The organism is bacterium (assembly GCA_016124905.1).
In the GTDB taxonomy this organism is placed as follows: domain Bacteria; phylum Pseudomonadota; class Alphaproteobacteria; order Rickettsiales; family RI-342; genus RI-342.
The window spans coordinates 22,329-42,960 of record WGMV01000026.1; the positions used below are offsets into that span (position 1 = coordinate 22,329).

Here is a 20,632-nt window from a genome sequence, read left to right on the forward strand (position 1 = left end):
TTTTGCGCATTCAAGCAAATTCGGGTTGATTAAGCGCTATTGCACCGCCATTTCGGTAGTGCGAACGATGGCTGCACCCGTTGCGGGCGGGGACAGATTACCAAGCGCGGTAACATCCACGTCGTCAAAGGCCCACATGTCCACACCGGTTTCCTGCACCATCTCATGCCAGTCGTGGGCAATGTCCGATGCGGTGCGGGTATCGATTTGTGGGATAGTGACAATGTTCTGGTGATCCTGTGCTGTATTCCACGCCGTTGTGTCCACCGCACCCTGGTTGACGCCCTGCTCATTGTCACCGCGAACGGCGAACCAATTCTGAGCGGCAATGGGATCAAAGCCGAAGGGCAGAACAGGCTGTCGATCTATTTGCTGCTGCTGGCTCGCGCGAGACAGGGATGTCATGAACCCTATGCCGCGATCGGCCGTCAAATCACCCTGAACCTCAATGGAGCCAAGGTTAAAAGTGACGCCTTCGGCAATCGTAATTATTCCATTATTAAATCCGTAATCCAGGCCGTTCATGAAAATGGGCTTGCCGTCAGGGCCGAATAATTCAGGATTATCCTGGGAATTGAACGGGAATGGCCCACGGGATTCAGCGGGTTGGTTCAGCCAGTTCAGGAATTCACCGTAATAATTGGTGCCGTTAACCTCATCGATCACCATCAGGTTTTCGGAAATCTGCGCCGTGATGGCAAGAGCCTGTGCATTGGCCTGAATGGCCTCGTCCGAAGTCAATTCATGGTCGGAATCGATGGCAAAGCTGAATGGCACAGCATCGATTTCACTGGTGAGCGGCGTAAAGCTATAGGGGGTCGTGGTTGGCTCCGGCACGGTGACGTTGGCCACGCCATCGGCACCGGCAACGGCTTCCACACTGGCGTTGAGAGTTGAGGTGTCCATGTTCGCGCCTTGCGCCATGTCAGCCACAATGCTGTTTTTCAACTCGCCTTCCGGCAGCAGGCCCATCAGCTGATCATATTCTTCCTGCGTCAGCCCATCGGCGGCGGCGGCCTGGTAAATGTCCATCCAGCTCACCGGGCCATTGGCGGCTGCGGCGGCATAGGCCTGACCCAGAGCAGTATCCGCAGGGATCCTGTCGGCGGGTATCTCGGCGTTCAGCTGATCAACAGCATTGTTGTAGAGTTCGGTATTGCCGGTGCTGCTGGCATCACTGTCGAGCAATTCGCCCAGCCCCATGGTGATGGCCGCGCCAAGCTGGCCTTCCTTGGTGGCGAGAATCTGATCGGGATGCGTGCCAACCAGCGTGGCAAGGGATTGCCAATCGCCATCCCCACCCAGCGCGCCCGCAAGGGACTGAGCAAAGGCGTTGGATGTCGTGCGCGCGGCATTTACCTCCGGGCTGTTTTCGGGGGCCGGGGTTGCATACCCATCGCCCCAGTTCGGCGAGGTGTCGTTGATGTTTCCAGCGCGATCCGCCACATAGGTATCGCTCCTCAAATCGAGCGCGATATCCACCGCCTCTTTCGATCCTTCCGGCACCATGCCGCCGAAGAAGCTCATCAGCATGCGGCCAAAGCCCTGGATCAATTGGTCCAGCTGCTCGTTGCCGGTGTGGATGTCATTGAACATGTCCAGAATGCCCATGGCCGCACCACCCATGCCGCCTGCCATGTTATTGGCAACGGCGTCGATGGCGGTGGAAGCGTCGGCGCGTCGGCGTTCCGCCACGTTCTGCGCGGTGCTGTTCAGCCATTGTGTGTAAGCCGCAGAGCCAGGCTGGGGCATGATGCCGGTGCTGTCACCCAGCGTGCCGTAGCGATTAGCCACCTGGCTGTTCACCATGCTCTGGAAGCTGGCAAAATCCGTCGGCGGGCTAATGGGATTGCCCTGCGCGTCCGCGGTGGGGTAACCATGCGCCTGCATCCAGGCGGCGTCGATGGCGATAGGAGGTGTATTCGGGTCGCCGTCATTATCGAATTGCAGCACACCGCCCGCGGCGATGGAGATGCGCGAAGGACCGGCATCGCTATTCAGGACAGTAAAAGTGTCGAGCTCTTCTGTCACCTGGGCATTGATGAGGTTCTGCAGGTCTTGAATCTTACCCGGGTCAACCGTAAGCGGTACGGGAGGAGGATTGGCAACAATTCCATTGCTCGCCAACTCTTGCGGCGTCACCCCATAACGGGCACAGAGCCGCCCAAGCATGGACTGGGCGAAGCTGACATTCTGGCTTGTGCTGGCAGGCTCCGTGGTGGCATCGGTCGTGCCGCCTACCATCAGCACCTGATAGTTGTGGTCTGTCGGCGGGTGAGCCGTATCGATACCAAAGCTTGCCAGATTGATGCCAAGCTCGCTGGCATACATGGTGAACTGTGTGTTGGCGGCATCGTAACCGGCGCCGAAATTCACGGCAGCCATGCCGGATAACTGGTCCGGAGCAGCCATGTTGCCGCCGAAGGCCTGCTCAACCATATGCCGTTTCCAGTCGGCCAGTTCAGCATCGGTCCTTGGATAGGGATCCGGCGTGCCATCATGATTAAAATCAAAATTATACAGACGGGCGATTTCTTCCCAGGCTGCCGTGTCCGTCAGCGGAGGAGGATTCTGCACCAGGTTCGCCACGCGCAGCGGGTAATCCACGTAATCCTGCACCACTTCGGCCATCACATCCGGCGTGGCGGCGGGCGGCCCCATCAAGCGATTGACTGCAAGCTCGCGAAACGCCGGGGGCATGCTTCCGAAATCGGCAATCAGGTTTTGCAAGGGACCAGCAATGGAGGTGCTGGTAGTGCTATCCATGCCAGTGGTCGTCAACAAGGACGTGGTAATGTTGCCCACAACGCCCACGCGGCGGGCCCGCTCTTGTGGGTTATCGGCTTCATTCACCCAGTTCGACAATTCCAACAGCGCTTCATCATAATGATCCGGCCCTTGGGCGAGATCATTGAAGATGGCGTTCATTCTATCTGTCGGTGTTATTTGGGAAATACCATTGGGGCCGGTAATCACTCCACTCAAATTTTGCGCCATGTCATGCGCTTCTTCCGGCGTTTTGCCGCTGGCGATCAGGCCTGCCTCGATCAGGTCGTTAACCATCGTGATGCGTTCGGACTGCGGCGGCTGTAAGCCGGGGGTGGCATCCATCACCCAACTGGCGGCAGTGCCAACAACAGCACCAAGATTGCCCATGTTGCCCGTAGATATGGCGGTCATCACCGAATCGCGGACCGCTTCGGGGTATTTATCGAGGTTGGCGAGAATCGGCACCAGGGCGTCGTGTACATTTGCGGCATTCTCACCGAGCGATGGCTCAATGGCATCAAACATCAGCTCCGCACGGCGGGTGCGCTCGGCCATATCCGCACCTGCGGCAGCGATGTAGGTGTTGGCCAGATCACCAAAGGCGTCGTACATGGCCGCTTTATTTTCGGCGGTCGGGTTATTGACGCCGTTCATGATGGCGGCGAATTTTGCGTCCGTTCCTGCAGCAAAAGCGCCGTTATTGTTGATCATCATGTCGGTGATGAGCGGGAGGTAGGGTGCAAGCTGCTCTCGGGCTTCCGGCGGCAATTGGCCGCTGATGGCCTGCTGGAGCTGCAATGCCTGCTGCTGAGGGCTCAGAGTAACATCCACGCCGAGATATCCCAAAGCGTCTCGCTGCTTTTCCGGGGAAAGCGCCATGATGCTGGTGATGGTGCTTGAGAACTGTTCCGGGTTAATGCCGACAGATAAGACATCATCCCCCGTCAGGATCCCGCCCAAATTGAGGTTTGCCTGCACCGGAAGCGTGATGTTGTTGCTCATCAAGAACTGCCCCAGTCCCACCATATCAGGCTCATGCAGAAGCGGCGGGGCCGTTACGGTAGCGGCAGGGGTTTCAGCGGGAGCGGTTTCGGTTGACGTGGTATCAGCGGGCTCTTCCACCGGGGTATAATTTTCAGGCAGCGCGCGGCGGGCGAATTCGGCCAGCATGTCGGGCGCATATCCGGTATTTACCGCATCCGCCCAAAGGGTGCTGGTCTGGGTGTTTTGCGCCTCGGAATAGGCAAGGCCGTCGAGAAACGTGACCGCCTTCTCAGGAGAGGTGAAAACAATGGTACGCAGTGTTTCGCCGTGGCTGTCATAGATTGTCACCGCGTTTTCATCGCTTAACGCCGCCCTGTTACCTTGAGGGCCCACCACCAGGTTGGCGCCGAAAGGAACGGTGTCCTCACCTATCGTTCCATTTGGAAAGCTCGTTGGCGTAGCGGGTGAAGCGCTTGAAAGGGTTGAAATGGCCAGGCTGCTGCTATCCCCGTTTGGGAGGGCGACGCCCGTCTGTTCCGTGTAATGCCCATCCGGATAGTAAACACGGACCGTGGCCGTGCCGTTGGCATCCTGCTGTACGGCGACATAACGGCCGTTGCTTTGGTCAAAGAGAATAACACCAGGATTAAATTCGGGCATATGGCATCTTCATTCTGAATAGATTAACCCAATCCAAGGATAGCGGCGCTCTATTAAACTTATGTGAACCCTTTGTGAACCCTTCTGCCACAATCGGCAAGGCACATTAACATTATGGCGCCCTGCCCGCTGTGTTTACGGATGCAAAAAGAAAAATATCCTATATATTGTAGGAAACCATCATTTTCTGCCTTTGGACCTCTATATGTTGGAAAGCTTGCGGCATGCCGTTTCCGCCCTGCCGGCGGAAGTCACCACCAAATGGCTCATTATACTGGCCGGCGTGGCCGCCGTGCTGATCTATCTTTATTTCGATAACCGCAAATTCGTGCGCTACCATCAGCGCCTGGCCAGCCATGCGAGCACGCACGACAATCAATTGCTGGATTATGCCATCAAGCTGGTGTCGCTTTCATCGCGCAACCGGCTGCTGTTTGCCCTCAGCATCATTCTGCTAGGGTTCAGCGTGGTATTTTACGACCTTAAACAGGTGCAGAAGCAGCACCTCGCCGAGTTGGAAGCGGCACAGATGGAAAAAGCCCAGACGGAGCCAGCTCAGCCTCCAAAAACCGTTGCGGCCAAGCCCGGAGATGCCGCGCTGGATGAAATCAAGCAGCGCTACGAGCAGGCTTATGTGAATTTTTTCGTTCTCTACCGCTGCAAGCTGGTGGATATCGACAGCCTCGCCTTCATTAACAGCGCCTTCATGCTGGATATGGAAAAGGCCGACGTGCCCGCCAATTACATGGTGGATGTGCGCACCGCCGCCCAGGGCACCTATAAGGAGCTATATGCCGCCCTGCCCTGTGATGACCCCAGCCTTAAGGCCATGACGGATCAGCACAAAGCCTATATTCTTAACATTCGCGCATTATTGACGAATAATTTTAATCAGTTTTTAACAATTACACCGTAGATTGGGAGGATAACAGGGAAACTATAGCTGCAAAGCAGCATGGGTATTATGAATATTATGAGATTTTTCATTTCCGCCTTCATGCTGGTCTGCCTCACGGCAGGCGTGTCTTATCTGCAGGCGAAAAAGCCCGAAGCCATCGATCAGCTGATTGTGAAGGTGGATGTGTTCGGCCTTAGCGACATGGCTTCCAACGAGCGGCAGCGTCTGTCGCAGATTCGCGCCCTGGAAATTCCCTTCGAACAGAAAAAAGTGCTGATGGAGCGCAACATCTTCATGGGCGCCAACCGCGACATGGTGTTCCTCGCCCTCGGCAACCCGAATGAAGCCAAGAAAAAAGGCGATAGCGAACGCTGGGTCTATTACTTCAAGGATGATCAGCGCCCCACGGTGCTGGAATTCAAGGATGGTTCCCTGGTTTCCGCCTATAAGGGGTCCCGTCTCGACGTTTAGCATTCGCTTCACCGTAACGGCATGATAAAACCGCCCTAACGTTCGGGCGGTTTTTTTATGCAGATCATCCTGCTTGTCATCATCATTATTTTCGCCATTTCCTGGCTGATGGCGCGCATTGCCAAAGGGCAGGAAAGCTTTGGCGATAAATGGAAAGAATATGGCGTGATGGCCGCCGCACTGGTGGGGAGCTTCATCATGTTCCGGCTAGGGCAGACGCCGGTCGGGTCGCTTTTGCTGTTCATTTTTTTCTTCAGCCCGTTTGCCCCCTATGTCCGGAGGTTTTTTCTGCCGGAGGCGTCGCGGCCCTCCTCCCCTCCCGCAGCCCGGCACGATGTCAGCAAGGCGGAGGCGCTCAACATCCTTGGGCTGGAGGAAGGGGCCACGCCTCAGCAGATACGCGCCGCGCACAAGCGGCTGATTGCGAAAAACCACCCCGATCAGGGAGGGAGTGCGCACCTTGCCGCCCAGATCAACCGGGCGCGGGATGTGCTGCTGGGGAAATGACGCGCCGCAAAAACGGCTGTGATTGCCGCCCCTCCCGGAATGCGGTAAAATGAACGAAACAGGAGAGCCGCATGGATAAATATTCAGCCGCCGACGAGCATGAAAAATACAAGATCGCCCGCCGCAACGACATGCGGGCCGACTATACCATTGATCAGAAAATGGAGAATTACTCCGAAGATGACCACGCGGTGTGGCGGGAGCTGTTCGACCGGCAGATGAAACTTTTGCCCGGGCGTGTGTGCGATGAATATTGGGAAGGGTTCGAGACGCTGGGCGTTGCATCCGAGGGCGGGGTTCCCAATTTCGATAAACTCAGCGATATCATGGAAAAAAAGACCGGTTGGCGCATTGTGGCGGTGCCGGGGGCCATTCCCATCGGGCCGTTTTTTGAACATCTGGCCAATAAGCGTTTTCCGGTGACGGAATGGATCCGCTCGCGAAGCGAGATGGATTATCTGGAACAGCCGGATTGCTTCCATGATATTTTCGGCCATGTTCCCCTGCTGGTGAACCCGGTTTTCGCCGATTACATGGTGGCCTACGGCAAGGGCGGGCTGAAGGCGATGGACCAGGGAGCGGTGAAATATCTGGGCCGTCTGTACTGGTATACGGTAGAATTCGGGCTGATTCGCGCCAAAGATGGCGGGTTTCGCATCTATGGCGCGGGTATTACCTCCTCCAAAACGGAATCGGTTTATGCGGTGGAGAGCGACATTCCCAACCGTATCGGCTTTGATGTGATGCGCATGATGCAGACGGATTTCAACATCACCGCGCTGCAGGAGGTTTATTTCGTCATCGACAGTTTCGAGCAATTGTTCGATGCCACGCTACCGGATTTTACGCCCTATTACGACCAGTTGAAAGGCAGCAAGGCGCATTCCCCGCTCGATATCCTGCCCAGTGACACGCTATTGTCGCGCGGCAAGGTGGGGCAGCTAATCGCCTAGGCATTCCAGCGCCTGATGCGCCATGGTGCTTTCCTCGTCGGTGGGGATCACCGCCAGTGCAACGCGGCTTTGCGGTGAGGAGATTACCGGAGCGTGGGCGGTATTGGCCGCTTCATCCAGATCCGCGCCCAGCCATTCCATTGCCCGGGCCAGGCGCGCGCGAATGGGGGCGGCATGTTCGCCGATACCGGCGGTGAACACCAGGGCATCCAGCCCACCAAGCGCCATGCTCAAGCCTCCGACATGGTGCGAAAGGCTGGCGACGAACAGATCGATCGCCTCCTCTGCCGCTTCATCGGGGCTGGCGAGCAGGGCCTGCATGTCACCGGTAGCGCCGGAAACGCCCTTCAGCCCGGAATCCTTGTAGAGCATGGTTTCCACCTCCTCGGGCGTCAGGCCTTCCTGGCGGATGAGGTGGAGCACCAGGCCGGGGTCGATGCTGCCGCTGCGGGTGGCCATCATCAGCCCGTCCAGCGCGGTGAGCCCCATGGTGGTGGCGTAACTTTTACCCTGTTTCAGGGCGCACATGCTGGCGCCGCTGCCCAGATGGGCGACAATCACCCTGCCCTGCTTATCCGCCGGAAGGACGGATTTCATGGCCCCGGCGATATGGGCATAGGAAAGGCCATGAAAGCCGTAGCGTTCCAGGCCCTTGTCGTGCCAGGCGCGGGGAATGGCGAAGCGCCGCTGCACGGGCGCAACGGTGGCATGGAAGCCGGTATCAAAACAGGCGATATGCGGCACCAGCGGCCATAATTTCATGGCCTGCTCGATATCCTGAAGGTTGGCGGGCTGGTGCAGGGGGGCCAGGGTGGCGAGCTGCCAGAGATCCTGCATCACGCTGGCATTGATGGGCACCGCACGGGTAAAGGCGTGGCCGCCATGCACCACCCGGTGCGCCACGCATTCAATATCCCCGCCCTGTTGTTTTACCCAGTGAAGAACCGCTTCCAGCGCGGCATGCTGGCCCGTAGCGGTGAGCGGAAGCTCCTGCTGCGCCACTTCCAGCACGGGCCGGGTTTGCAGGTTTCGCACCTGCCCACGCACGGTGGGTTTGAGCGTTGCCGCTTCAAACAGGGCGAATTTCAGGCTGGATGAACCCGCATTGAGGGTGAGGATGGCGCTCATGCCGCCTTGCCGGTGATATTGGCCACCGATTGCTTGCGCGCAGCATAGATGCGGGCCAGAGCGCAGGAGGCCACGCGTGTGGCCACGCCGCCCGCGCGGCTGGTGAGGATGATGGGCACGCGCGCGCCCAGCACGATGCCCGCGCCCTCGCACCCGGTGAAAAAGCGCATCTGCTTATAGAGCATGTTGCCCGATTCAAGGTCCGGCACCACGAGGATATCCGCCTGACCGGCCACGGGTGAGACGATGCCCTTGAGCGTGGCGGATTCCGGCGACACGGCATTGTCGAAGGCCAGCGGCCCATCCAGCACCCCGCCTTCGATCTGCCCGCGCTCGGCCATTTTGCACAGGGCGGTGGCGTCCAGCGTGGAGGGGATGTTCTCTTCCACCGTTTCCACGGCCGAAAGCAGCGCCACGCGCGGCGCGCTGCTGAAAATGGCGCGGTAAAGATCGATGGCGTTTTGCACGATGTCCTTCTTATCCGCCAGGCTGGGCTTGATGTTCAGCGCCGCGTCGGTGAGGAAGAAGGGTTTGGGATAGCTGCCCACCTGCATGAAAAACACATGGCTCATACGGCGGGCGGTGCGCAGGCCGTGATCCTTGTTCACGACTTCCGCCATCAGCTCGTCGGTGTGGATTTTGCCTTTCATGATGGCATCCACCCTGCCTTCGCGCGCCATGCTGACCGCCAGTTCGGCGGCGGCATTGCTGTGGACGGTGTCGATCACCTCGCACCCGTCCAGCTTGATGCCGAATTGTTTGGCGACTTCCTGCATGCGCGTGGCATTGCCGAGCAGGATGGGCTGGATGTGACCGGCCCGCCCCGCTTCCACCGCACCGCGCAGCGTGTATTCATCGGTAGGCTGCACCACGGCGGTTTTCAGCGCGGGCTTGCCTTCGGTCAATGTATCCAGCTGGCTGTAGAGCAAGGGGCAATTGTCTTTCAGCTCCACCTCGGGAAGCTGCACGCGCGGGCGGCTCACCTTCTCATCCGGCGCAATCACCAGTGCTTGGCCCTTCACCACTTCCTGGCCTTTCTGGTTGGTGCAGACGCATTCCATCAGCACACGCTTTTCCGGCCGTTTTTCCAGCACGGTGACGCGGGCGGTGATGGTGTCGCCCAGCCCGACGGGGCGAACGAAATGAAGCGACTGGTCCAGGTAGATGGTTCCCGGCCCCGGAAGCTGCGTGCCCAGGACGTTGGAAATGAGCGATGCGCTCCACATCCCGTGGCCGATGATGCGATGGAACATGTCGCTTTTGGCGTATTCCTCGTCCAGATGGGCGGGGTTCACATCGCCGGACATGATGGCAAAAAGCTGAATATCCTGCCGCGTAAGCATGTGGCTGACGGAGGCGGACTCGCCAATTTCGATTTCGTCGTAGGTGCGGTTGGTGATGCTGTTCATAAGGGGTCTTGTGCTTGACGCAGGTCAGTTAAGGTGAAATGGTTTTACAGCACTATGCATGCTTCGGCATTGTTTTTCATCAAGTGGGGTTGGTTGTGGGACTTGCGCAATTGCACGGCAAACATGGCATCATCATCGGCATCGCCAATGATCACAGCATTGCCTATGGCTGCGCCAGCGTGGCGCGGGCGCAGGGCGCTACCCTGGCATTGAGCTATATGAACGACAAGGCCAGACCGCATGTGGAGCCGCTTGCACGGGGCCTGGGCGCCGATATTTTCCTGCCATGCGACGTGACACAGGACGGCCAGATGGAAGCGCTGGTGGCCGCTGCGGCTGGGGCCTGGGGGCATATCGACTTCGTGATTCACTCCATCGCGTTTGCACCGAAGGATGATTTGCACGGCCGTGTGACCGACTGCTCGCGCGAGGGATTCCTGAAGGCCATGGATATTTCCTGCCATTCCTTCATCCGGCTGGCGAAGCTGGTGGAGCCGTGGATGCAGCCCTCTTCCGATAGCAATGGAGGCGGCAGCATCTTGACGGTGAGTTATTACGGTGCGGAGAAGGTGGTGGCGCATTACAACATGATGGGGCCGGTGAAGGCTGCGCTGGAGGCCAGCACGCGTTATCTGGCCGCCGAACTGGGGCCGAAGAATATCCGCGTGAATGCCATTTCACCCGGGCCGGTGCCTACACGGGCAGCATCGGGCATTGAGGATTTTGATTCCCTGGTTGCGGTGGCCAGGCAAAAGTCCCCGCTCAAGCGCATCGTCACACCGGAGGAGGTTGGCAAGTTCGCCGCGTTTCTGGCCAGCGACGATGCCAGCGGCATCACCGGCGGGGTGCATTATGTGGATGCCGGTTACGGCATCATCGACTAGGCGGCTTTGTCGGCAAGCCCGGCTTCCGCAAAGCCTTTGGCACGAAGATGGCACGCGTCGCAGTGGCCGCATGGTTTGCCGTCCACGGGGTCGTAACAGGAGAGCGTGAGGCCGTAATCAACACCCAGTTCGGTGCCCTGCTGAATGATCTGCGCCTTGGTAAGGTCAATCAGAGGTGTGTGAATGCGGAAATGCCCTGCCCCGTGCAGCACGCTGCCGCCGGTGCCGGAGGCGGTGGCCAGGTTGGCGAGCTTCTCGAAGGCGGCGATGTATTCCGGGCGGCAATCGGGGTAGCCGCTGTAATCCACGGCATTGACGCCGATGAAGATGTCGAACGCGCCGAGCACCTCGGCATAGGCCAGCGCCATGGAAAGGAAGATGGTGTTGCGGGCGGGCACGTAGGTGGCGGGCACGGCGGCGGCCATTTCCGCCTCTTCCCGGTCTTTGGGCACGGCGATATCTGCCGTGAGGGCGGAGCCGCCGAAGAGGCGGAGGTCCAGTTCCGCAATGCGGTGTTCTTTGGCCCCCAGATGGGCGGCCACGCGGGCCGCGGCTTCCAGCTCGTGCGTGTGGCGCTGGCCGTAGCGAAAGCTCAGGCAATGGCATTCAAAGCCCTGCGATTTGGCAATGGCCAGCACGGTGGCGGAATCCAGCCCGCCGCTCAATAGGATGACGGCTTTTTTGATCATAATGTTTCCTGCTTGGCTTCGCCCGCGCAATGAAACAGCGGCGTAAGCGCCGCGCTCACGGCTGTTTTCATGGCAGGTTCAGCAGTTTGTGGGTTTGCAAAGACAGGCGGTAGCCTTTTTTTATGGCCAGATTCACTGTGTGGGCCAGATTTTCGGCATTTTTCACCTCATCATGCTCATCCATGGGCTGCACATAGACAGGGGCATTCACCTGAAGGCCGACATCGTGATATTCCGGCATATGGGCAGAGATGATGAATTTATAGGCATTCACGCGCTCAGCCAGATCGGGGCGGATGGGTGCATAACCCCCATTCTTTTTATTGGGGCCGGATTCGTTTTTGGGCGAGCAGATGATGTCTACAGCGGGCGGTATGGGGCGGTAGAGCGTGCCGTTGGTTTCGATCTGCACCTTGTAGCCTTTTTTGAGCAGTTCGGTGCAAAGCGGCTCGATGGGCTGGCGGAAGGGCTCGCCGCCGGTGATGACCACCAGGTTGCGGATACCCCCGGCCAGCTGGTCAACCTGCGCAAGCAAATCAGGCAGGGTCATGGGGTTGAAATTCTCGAATTCCGTATCGCAAAAACGGCAGGCAAGGTTGCAGCCGCCCAGCCGCACGAAGACGGAAGGCCAGCCTGTGTAAGGGCCTTCACCCTGAAGGGTCGGGAATATCTCGACTACCTGGAGGGTTTGGCCATCGCCTTTTTCAATCGGGCGTTTGGGATTTTGACCGAACATGGCAGAAGCTCTAAAAACGCGTGCAATACTGCAAATAGCTTGAATTTCTGCCCTCCTATAGACATGTTAAGGCCATGAACGCCAGCAAAAAACCCGATATCTGGTTCTACCACCTAACCCGCAACCGGCTGGAGGATGTGCTGCCGCGCCTGCTTTCCAAGGCGCTGGACGGGGAGAAAAGCTCGGTCATCCTGTGCGCCAACGAGAACACCATGGATACGCTGAACGAGTATCTCTGGACCTTCAACGAGCATGAATTTTTGCCGCACGGATCGGCCAAGGAGCCGCATGCGGAGGAGCAGCTGATCTACCTCACCACGGCGGAAGAACGGCCGAACGAGGCGCAATTGCTCTTCATCGTGGAAGGGAGCGAGCCTGCGCATATGGAGCAGTTCGAGCGGGTGATCTACCTGTTCGACCAGCGCGACACACCCGCGCTGGAACGCGCGCGAGCCTATTGGAAAAGCCTGAAGGAAGCGGGCTTTCCCCTGTCCTACTGGCAGCAGAAGGAAGGCGGCGGCTGGGACAAGACGGCCAGCGCCAATAACTAATAGTTGTAACAATCCCATGCTATAAGCCGATGGTTCATTGAAACGTCAGGCATTTGCATGGCGCGGCTTTGCCGCGCAGGTTTGTCTTATTGCACCATTTTCATATTATGCGTGCAGCTCAAGATGTTCCCGTCAATTCCGATGGGTAACTCTATTGTATTTTACGGCCATGTTCGGCCAGAGGTAAGATGTATAAGTTATATTTGCTTCCCTATTTGTTCCGTCTAATTCTGAGGATTATCGCTGGCTCATTGTTACCGGCAATCACGTTATACCTACTGTCGTTACCCGGCAGCACGGTTGGAGCAACAGTACACGATGTTACACTCGCGTATATTGTTGTCGGCCCTGTTTCCGGGATTATTGTTGTTGTAGCAGGGTCTTATTGGCTGGTTCCAGCCAATTTGACTGAAGAAAAGGCTAAATTTAAGTGGCCTCGGACGTTCTCTGAATTGTTGTTCGAGTAGGGAGAGGGGTACAGCCGTACCCCTCTTTTTTCTCATGCAAATGCTAGCTGTTGAAAAACAGCTCCAGCGCGCGCTCATAGGTGCGCGATAATGTTATCAGATCATCCACGCGCACATTCTCATCCACCATATGCGAGGTGCGGCCGGTGCTGCCATATTCCACCACGGGGCAATAGGCCTGGATGAAGCGTGCGTCCGACGTACCGCCGGTGGTGGAGAGTTCCGGCGCGCGGCCGGAAATTTCCTGCACTGCTTTTTTCATTACCTCCGCCAGCTGGCCGAGCGGACAGACAAAGGCCTGCGCGCTGGCTCGGCCGTGGAGCTCATAATTCGGGGCGTGTTTTTTGCAGACACTGTGCAGCCAGCTTTCCAGCTTCTCGCCGGACTGGTGGGTGTTGAAGCGCACGTTCAGCCTCGCCACCGCATGCGCGGGGATGACGTTGCCCACCTTGTTACCCACATCGATGCTGGTGACTTCCAGGTTGGAGGCCTGAAAGTAGCTATCGCCCTCATCCAGCACGTGGGTGCTGATTTCGTTGACGATGGCGGCTAGTTTCGGCACGGGGTTGTCCGCCAGTTGCGGGTAGGCCACATGGCCCTGCTTGCCGTGCACGGTGATGGTGGCGCCGTAGCTGCCGCGGCGGCCGATCTTGGCCATCTGGCCTATTTCGGTGGGGTTGGTGGGTTCGCCGACGATGCAACAATCGGGGATGTTTCCTTGTTGTTTCAGCGCCTTCAGCACGGGCTCGGTGCCGTGGATGGCATCGGCCTCCTCATCGCAGGTGAGGATGAGGGAGATGCGGCCTGCCGGTTTATTTTTTTCCAGAAAGCGTTTGCAGGCAGTGGCGAAGGCGGCGACCGCTCCTTTCATATCCTCCGCACCACGGCCTATGAGATGGCCATCGCGAATGGTGGCGGAGAAGGGCGGCACGCTCCATGCGGCTTCATCGCCAACAGGCACCACGTCCACATGCCCGGCGAAACCGATATGCGGGCCAGATGCGCCATAACGCGCCACCAGATTATCCACCCTCGCCTCGCCCTCGCCGAAGGGAAGGCGCTGACAGGTGAAGCCGATGGCCTCAAGGTAGGATTGCATCAGATCGAGGCTACCTGCCTCGCGCGGGGTGACGCTGTCGCAGCGGATGAGCCGTTGCGTCAGGGCGGTGGTTTCGTCCGGATGGAGGTCGTTCATGCATCTCCCCCTTGCATCCTCGTCTGCATCCTCGTCATTCCCGCGAAGGCGGTAATCCATTTTTTCTCCCTCGCGTCCTTGCGGATGCGCGGTGGATTCCCGTCTTCGCAGGAATGACGGAAATGGATGGGCGAGTTAGTCACGCAGCAACTCATTGATGCCGGTTTTGGAGCGCGTTTTTTCATCCACGCGTTTGACGATGACAGCGCAATATAGTGACGGGCCGGGCGTGCCGTCCGGCAGGGGTCTGCCGGGCATGGCACCGGGTACCACCACGGAATAGGCAGGCACGCGGCCGTAGAAAATTTCACCCGTGGCACGGTCAATGATTTTGGTGGATGCGCCAAGATAGACGCCCATGGAAAGCACGGAGCCGGTTTCCACCACCACACCTTCGGCGACTTCAGCCCGCGCGCCGATGAAGCAATTATCCTCAATAATGACAGGGCCCGCCTGGAGCGGCTCCAGCACGCCGCCAATGCCCGCACCGCCGGAAATGTGGCAATGTTTGCCGATCTGGGCACAACTGCCGACCGTGGCCCAGGTGTCCACCATCGTGCCCTCGCCCACATGGGCGCCAATATTGACGAAAGAGGGCATGAGCACCACGGATGGTGCGATATAGGCGGAATAACGTACGAAACTGCCCGGAACGGCACGAAAAGCCGCTTTTTTGAACTCGGCCTCCTTCCACCCGGTGAATTTGCTCGGAACCTTATCAAACCAGGGAGCATGCTGCCCCTGCCATAAAGGGCCGCCATCCATTAATTGCATGTCGTTGAGGCGGAAGAAAAGCAGCACCGCCTGCTTCACCCAAAGATTAACAATCCACTCATTATTAATTTTATTTGCGACCCTTAATTCGCCGGTATCCAGCAGAGCCATAACCTGCTCCACCGCTTCCCGGGCCTCGCCTTTTGTGGCGGAATTGATGGTTTCTTTCTGTTGCCAGGCGGCTTCTACCGCTGCTTGCAGATCGTAAGGCTTTTTAAGAGAGCTTTGCACTTTTGTTACCCGCTGATGACGTTTTTGTCGCAAATAATTTAAAATTTTAACTAATTTACAAGTTTTCACCCGCAATATGTCCGGATAGTCCAACCAATAGGACGATGATACAACCTAAAGATTGGCTCCTGCCCGGGGCCAGCAATAACAGGAGCTTCACATGGTGTCCTCATCACCGGTTTCCAGCGCACCCAGCCTGGCAATTCCCCCACAGACGGGTAACGGCCCGGCCAACATGCCCTGGCGCATGCGTGATGAAAGGGACCGCTTTGTCGCCTTTGCCTTTGCCAGCGCGGATATTCTTATCGAACTGAACCCGCAAGGCCAAGTGGTATTCGTCGACGGCGCCACCTTCAGCCTGCTCGGCATCAAGCAGGAGCAGATGACCGGGCGCTCCTTTCTCGAATTCATCACCCCCGATGACCGCCAGCATGTGATGGAACTGCTGGAAAAACCGCGCGCGCTCAAGCGGCTGGACCGCTTTAAGGTGCAACTTACCAACCAGAAAACCGGCAAATCCGCCGGGTTTGCGCTTTCGGGCTATCAGATTCCTTATTTAAACGGCCATATTTTCGTGACACTCGGCTTCATCCGCCGCGATATTGAAGCCACCGAAATCGGCATGCGCGACCTTTCCACCGGGCTTTACAAGCAGGAGGCCTTCGCCCAGAAGGCCGCCCACATGCTGAAAGAAGCCACCGACAAGGGCCATAAGCTGCATGTGACGCTGGTGGAACTGGACGACCTGCCGGAATTGCTGCTGAATAACGAGGCCAATGAGGCCGACATCCTGCTGGAAGAAATCTGCCAGTATCTTCAGGAACAATCCTATCACGGCGATGCCACCGGCATGGCGGGCGATAACAGCTTCGTCATCCTGCATGACGACAGCACGACGGAAGATGGCATCGTGGATGGCATCAAATCCATCTATCAGCAGCACCAGGACAAGAAGGCCGAGCTTCGCAGCGGCCATATCCGCCTGGATGCCGCGCACCTCAATGAGCGCGACTGCGCGCGAGCACTGCAATACACCATCAATAAATTCGCCGACAGCCATGTGGATGATTTCTCCATCACCAGCCTCAGCGAAAGCTACCAGGAGATGCTGGCGGAGACGGTGCACCGCATCACCGATTTTCACAAAACGGTGGAGGATGGCAGCTTCAAGATCGCGCTTCAGCCGATCGTGGACATGCGCAACCGCCAGCCGCACCATTTCGAGGTGCTGGCGCGGCTGGAGGAAAACCAGACCTTCGCCAACCCGTTCGATTTCATCACCTTCGGCGAGGAAGCTGGCGTGATCGGCGATTTCGACCTCGCCATGTGCCAAAAGACGCTTGATTTGCTCAACGCTGCCGCACGCCAAGGCAAGCGACCGATGGTATCCATCAATCTTTCGGGGCACTCGATCGGCAGTAATTTATTCTGTGACACGCTTTCGCAGATACTTCGCATCAACAACGATGTGCGCCATCAGGTGATGTTTGAGATCACCGAATCATCCAAGATCCATGACCTGAGCAGCGCCAACAACTTTGTGCAGACGCTCCGTAAAGAAGGTAACCTGTTTTGCCTTGATGATTTCGGCGTGGGGGAATCCTCCTTCGAATATATCCGCCATCTGGAGGTGGATTACATCAAGATCGACGGCAGCTATGTGAAAGATTCCCTCGTGACGCCACGCGGCAAACACCTGCTGCGCGCCATGATTGGCATGTGCCACGACCTACAGATCGCTACCATCGCCGAGATGGTAGAGGATGAGAATGTGGCGCAGTTTCTCTCAAGCTGCGGGGTGGGCTTCGGCCAGGGTTACCATTTCGGCAAACCCACCACGGATGTGACGGGGGTACTGAGTTCCATCAAGAACGTGCCCCTGCCCCAGCCCGGCAAGCAGACGCTTGGGAAAGCCTCCAACCCGCAACGGGCCTGGACGGATAATCTTTATAGCAAGAACTAGCAACGCTAGTTCTTGCTATAACTATGCCTTACCTTCGCTCCGCGAAGGACTACGCGCCAATTATGGCGCGGGGCTTTATATTGATTTGCCATGCTTCGCATGGACGGCTCAGTCGCTGCGCTCCAGTTTTGATATTTTTGCGCCTGTAGTGGTTTGAATCGATATAGAGTTTTTTCACTAACTTGCTCTATCGTGAAACAGATACCGTTTTCATGAAGCCATGTTGCCAAGCAAACCGCCCAAACAACAGGAAGTTCTTCCACCGCGCACGGTGATTGCCCTCAAGGGGCAGGAAATCTACGTGCAGCGGGGGGAAACCGCGCCCGTGCCCTTGCTGGAAGGCGCGCGATTTTCGGTTGAAATCAGCGACGAGGCGCGGTGCCATATCGCCTTTAAAATCGCCCGCCTGCTGCCTGATCTGCAGGATCATCAGAAAGCCGACCTGCTTGCCTACACGGTGCGGGTGCTGACGTTGCTTTGCCGCGACCAGTTGCTGCGCGTGCGCGAGATATTATCCGAAGAACTGAAAGAGATGCCTTTCGCCCCGCGCGATGTGGTGATGTCGCTGGCAAAAGACGAAGCGGACAGCGTGGCGGTGCCTATTCTGGAATGTTCGCCGGTTTTGACGGATCAGGATCTGGTGGAAATCATCAAAAGCACCGGGCGGCTGGAAGTGCTGACGGCGGTGGCCGCGCGCAAGCGGCTTTCCTCATTGGTGACCGATGCGCTGATCGCCTGCCGCAACGTGCCCGTGATGCAGCGGCTGCTGGGCAATAAAGGCGCGAGCTATTCCGAACCCGGCATGGAGTTAATGGCCGTTGAGGCGGAAAAAGTGGAGCCGATGCATGAGCCGCTGCTTCGCCTGCCGGACCTGCCGCAGCGCATCCTCAACCGCATGGCGACGTTTGTTTCCAAAAGCCTGATCGAACGCATGACGCGGGAGGGAGCCCTGCCCGCCAGCGTCAGCAGCAGCCTGCTGGAGCAGATCAGCAAGCGCCTGCAAACGCCAAGCCTTGATAAGAAGCGGAAAGAAAGCAGCAAGGCACGTGAGCTTTCCAGCAGCGGCGAATTGACGCCCGAAGGGGTGGAGGACGCGCTGGAACGTGGCGAACTGGCCTTTGTCAAAACCGCCCTTACCCACCTCAGCGGCTTGCCCGAGGGCATGGTGGACCGCATCATCAAATCCGAAAACGGAAAAGCCATCACTGCGCTGTGCTGGAAGGCGGGCGTATCGATGCGCGTGGCACTTCAGGTGCAGATGCGCATGGGGCGGCTGCATCATACGAAAGTGGTGCATGCAAAAAACGGGCGGGAATATCCGCTGACGCCGGAAGAAATGCAAAGCTACCTGGATTTCTTTGTGAAGTAGTTTTACTGGCTCGCGCTGCTCGCTTCTCGCGCCAATAAGGCGCGGGGCACGGTCGCGCCCAGTCGCTGCGCTCCGTTGAAAATGATTATCAACAACAACCTGTTTTTTCTGGTTTTTTGCGAGTCATTCTCCCTTGCCTCCCATCCGCATGCATGCTAGGAAATGCCTCTGTTTTTAGGAGAGCACCATGGCCAACGCACGCGGCACCATCATCAAGCAGCTGAACGGCATTTTGAAAAACGAGCTGACGGCCATCAATCAATATTTCCTGCATTCCAAAATCCTGTCGCATCAGGGCTACGGCAAGCTGGCGACCAAGGAATATGAAGAATCCATCGACGAGATGAAACATGCGGACCGCATCATTGCGCGCATCCTCTATTTGGGTGGATTGCCAAACCTGCAGGACCTGGGCAAGCTGATGGTAGGCGAGCATGTGGAAGAGATGCTGAAAGCCGACCACGCGCTCGAGATCAAGGCCATTGCCGACCTGCGCGAGGCCATCGCGCTGGCAGAAGAAGACCGCGACTTCGTCACGGCCGACATGCTGCACGAGATCCTGGCATCCGAGGAAGGCCACCAGGACTGGCTGCGTCAGCAGCTGGACTTCATCGCCAACATGGGCATGGCCAATTACCTGCAATCCGCCGTTTAGGCGTTCGATTGTTACAATGACATGACAGGGCTGACCCGCGGGCGGATCTGGCGTATAATGGCGCGAATCCAGAAGCATGGGTGCCATGAGCAACGCCGATAACATCACCGCCAAGCAGGATGCCGCACCGGGTTTTGGGCGCGGGCGTTCGGCCTTGGGGACGTTTCTGGGCGGGTTTACGGGTGCTGCGATTTTCGGCACCATCCGCAAAATCATGCAGACACGTGTGGCCCAGGAAAAAGAACTCGACCAGCATCGCCCACTGCCACAGGCCAGCGAAGAGCAGGTGCGCCAGAGCGGCGTGCTGCGCTACCGCGATGCGGCGGAAAAGCTGATACCAGGCTTTGACCGCAAGACGGCGAATGAATATGGCGAATTCGCGGGTTTCTTTGCCTTCATGACCGGCGCGACGGTGCTGAAACCCCTTTATGACCGACTGCTGGGCAAGCGCGATGACGCATATGAGAAGCGCGGCCCAGTCGCGGCCGCCAAAGGCGGGCTAAGCTGGCTTGCGCATTATGTCATCCGCTTTCCCGTGGCCGCTGCGGCGGCACTGGTGCCCTATGCATTGATGGGAAAATTTCTGGACGAGAACCTCTACACAGGCCCGAAGGAGATCCCCGCGGATGCCAATCTGGCGGAGCATGCGGCGCTGAGCGCGCACAACGCGGTGCAGACGCCATTCGGCAAAATGTTTTCCCGCGTGGCCATCATGTTCAGCACCTTCAACGTGTCGCACCGCGCCCTGTCGCGCACAGTGGACAAAGTCATTGGCCCGGCCCCGGGCAAGGCGGAAGAGCCCAAACCGCCGCGCAATATCTTCGCCAATGCATTCAAGGAATTATACGACACCACCTTTGGCACCATCGTGCCGGTGATGATTTCCGTCACGCCGCTGGTGAGCACGCTCTTTTTCACCAACGACACGCAGAAAAAGGCGTTTCAGCAACGGTTGAGCGCCAAGCTTCAGCGCGTTGAAGAGGCGAATGCGCTCGACCATGTCGCCGGGCTCGGTTTCAAGGCGGGCGAAGCCCTGAACCAGGGTGTGAAACGTGTTTACGACACGGTAATGCCTGAACAAGCACGCGCCAAACTTATGGAAAAAGGCCTGAACATCGGCGAGCAGGAAGCCATTGCCGCCTATGCGCTTGCAACCGGGCTTGCCTATGCAAGCTATGCGGCCACGCGTACGGATGCGGTGGAACCGGCCGTGAAAAAAACTTTCGCCGTCGGCAAGGTGCTGGCGCCGCATGCCGATGCGCAACTGGCGGCATCGCACGATGCACCCGTGACGGAACAGGCCGTGCATTGAGCCTTGCCTTTCATTTCCAGCGGAGCA

Annotated in this window: 17 protein-coding genes; 10 read left to right on the forward strand and 7 right to left on the reverse strand. The window is 57.8% G+C overall.

Annotation, left to right across the window (positions count from 1 at the left end):
- Positions 1–36 precede the first annotated feature (36 nt).
- A complete protein-coding gene (locus GC177_07275) occupies positions 37–4,413 on the reverse strand; it encodes a hypothetical protein (GenBank protein MBI1275755.1) in 4,377 nt (1,458 codons plus the stop codon).
- A gap of 205 nt (positions 4,414–4,618) precedes the next feature.
- On the opposite strand from GC177_07275, the gene GC177_07280 reads away from it, so the two are divergent.
- The 4 genes from GC177_07280 to GC177_07295 all read left to right on the forward strand — a co-directional run bounded on the left by GC177_07280 (position 4,619) and on the right by GC177_07295 (position 7,242).
- Positions 4,619–5,329, forward strand: coding sequence for a hypothetical protein (locus GC177_07280; GenBank protein MBI1275756.1), 711 nt, complete (start codon positions 4,619–4,621; stop codon positions 5,327–5,329).
- A 57-nt stretch (positions 5,330–5,386) separates the two neighbouring features.
- The gene (locus tag GC177_07285) at positions 5,387–5,782 is read left to right on the forward strand and encodes a hypothetical protein (protein MBI1275757.1); all 396 of its coding nucleotides are present in this window, start codon (positions 5,387–5,389) and stop codon (positions 5,780–5,782) included.
- Positions 5,783–5,839: 57 nt separating this feature from the next.
- A complete protein-coding gene (locus GC177_07290) occupies positions 5,840–6,289 on the forward strand; it encodes a hypothetical protein (GenBank protein MBI1275758.1) in 450 nt (149 codons plus the stop codon).
- A 71-nt stretch (positions 6,290–6,360) separates the two neighbouring features.
- Positions 6,361–7,242, forward strand: coding sequence for a phenylalanine 4-monooxygenase (locus tag GC177_07295; GenBank protein ID MBI1275759.1), 882 nt, complete (start codon positions 6,361–6,363; stop codon positions 7,240–7,242).
- Here GC177_07295 and GC177_07300 read toward each other — a convergent pair.
- Entirely contained in the window at positions 7,231–8,370 is a 1,140-nt protein-coding gene (locus GC177_07300) for an acetate/propionate family kinase (protein MBI1275760.1), read from the reverse strand. The two genes, GC177_07295 and GC177_07300, sit on opposite strands and share 12 nt — an antisense overlap.
- A complete protein-coding gene (locus GC177_07305) occupies positions 8,367–9,779 on the reverse strand; it encodes a bifunctional enoyl-CoA hydratase/phosphate acetyltransferase (protein ID MBI1275761.1) in 1,413 nt (470 codons plus the stop codon). The genes GC177_07300 and GC177_07305 overlap by 4 nt, the downstream gene beginning before the upstream one ends.
- A 95-nt stretch (positions 9,780–9,874) precedes the next feature.
- On the opposite strand from GC177_07305, the gene fabI reads away from it, so the two are divergent.
- A complete protein-coding gene (fabI, locus tag GC177_07310) occupies positions 9,875–10,663 on the forward strand; it encodes an enoyl-ACP reductase FabI (protein MBI1275762.1) in 789 nt (262 codons plus the stop codon).
- Here fabI and queC read toward each other — a convergent pair.
- Together queC and GC177_07320 are read right to left on the reverse strand one after the other, a co-directional pair.
- Positions 10,660–11,349, reverse strand: a complete 690-nt coding sequence (queC, locus tag GC177_07315) for a 7-cyano-7-deazaguanine synthase QueC (protein ID MBI1275763.1) — start codon at positions 11,347–11,349, stop codon at positions 10,660–10,662. The two genes, fabI and queC, sit on opposite strands and share 4 nt — an antisense overlap.
- A gap of 70 nt (positions 11,350–11,419) precedes the next feature.
- Entirely contained in the window at positions 11,420–12,088 is a 669-nt protein-coding gene (locus GC177_07320; protein MBI1275764.1) for a radical SAM protein, read from the reverse strand.
- Between the two features lie 74 nt (positions 12,089–12,162).
- Between GC177_07320 and GC177_07325 the strand changes: the two genes are divergently transcribed.
- On the forward strand, positions 12,163–12,639 hold the full coding sequence (locus GC177_07325) for a DNA polymerase III subunit chi (GenBank protein ID MBI1275765.1): 477 nt from the start codon (positions 12,163–12,165) through the stop codon (positions 12,637–12,639).
- 510 nt (positions 12,640–13,149) lie between these two features.
- Here GC177_07325 and dapE read toward each other — a convergent pair.
- Together dapE and dapD are read right to left on the reverse strand one after the other, a co-directional pair.
- Positions 13,150–14,301 (reverse strand): succinyl-diaminopimelate desuccinylase, encoded by a 1,152-nt coding sequence (gene dapE / locus GC177_07330; protein MBI1275766.1) that lies wholly within the window; start codon positions 14,299–14,301, stop codon positions 13,150–13,152.
- A 135-nt stretch (positions 14,302–14,436) separates the two neighbouring features.
- Complete coding sequence (gene dapD, locus GC177_07335; GenBank protein MBI1275767.1) at positions 14,437–15,306, reverse strand: 2,3,4,5-tetrahydropyridine-2,6-dicarboxylate N-succinyltransferase; 870 nt, start codon at positions 15,304–15,306, stop codon at positions 14,437–14,439.
- A 160-nt stretch (positions 15,307–15,466) separates the two neighbouring features.
- On the opposite strand from dapD, the gene GC177_07340 reads away from it, so the two are divergent.
- From GC177_07340 to GC177_07355, 4 genes are all read left to right on the forward strand, one after another.
- The gene (locus GC177_07340) at positions 15,467–17,269 is read left to right on the forward strand and encodes an EAL domain-containing protein (protein ID MBI1275768.1); all 1,803 of its coding nucleotides are present in this window, start codon (positions 15,467–15,469) and stop codon (positions 17,267–17,269) included.
- Between the two features lie 220 nt (positions 17,270–17,489).
- On the forward strand, positions 17,490–18,638 hold the full coding sequence (locus tag GC177_07345) for a DUF2336 domain-containing protein (GenBank protein MBI1275769.1): 1,149 nt from the start codon (positions 17,490–17,492) through the stop codon (positions 18,636–18,638).
- 187 nt (positions 18,639–18,825) lie between these two features.
- A complete protein-coding gene (gene bfr / locus GC177_07350) occupies positions 18,826–19,293 on the forward strand; it encodes a bacterioferritin (protein ID MBI1275770.1) in 468 nt (155 codons plus the stop codon).
- An 85-nt stretch (positions 19,294–19,378) separates the two neighbouring features.
- On the forward strand, positions 19,379–20,605 hold the full coding sequence (locus GC177_07355) for a hypothetical protein (GenBank protein MBI1275771.1): 1,227 nt from the start codon (positions 19,379–19,381) through the stop codon (positions 20,603–20,605).
- Positions 20,606–20,632 lie beyond the last annotated feature (27 nt).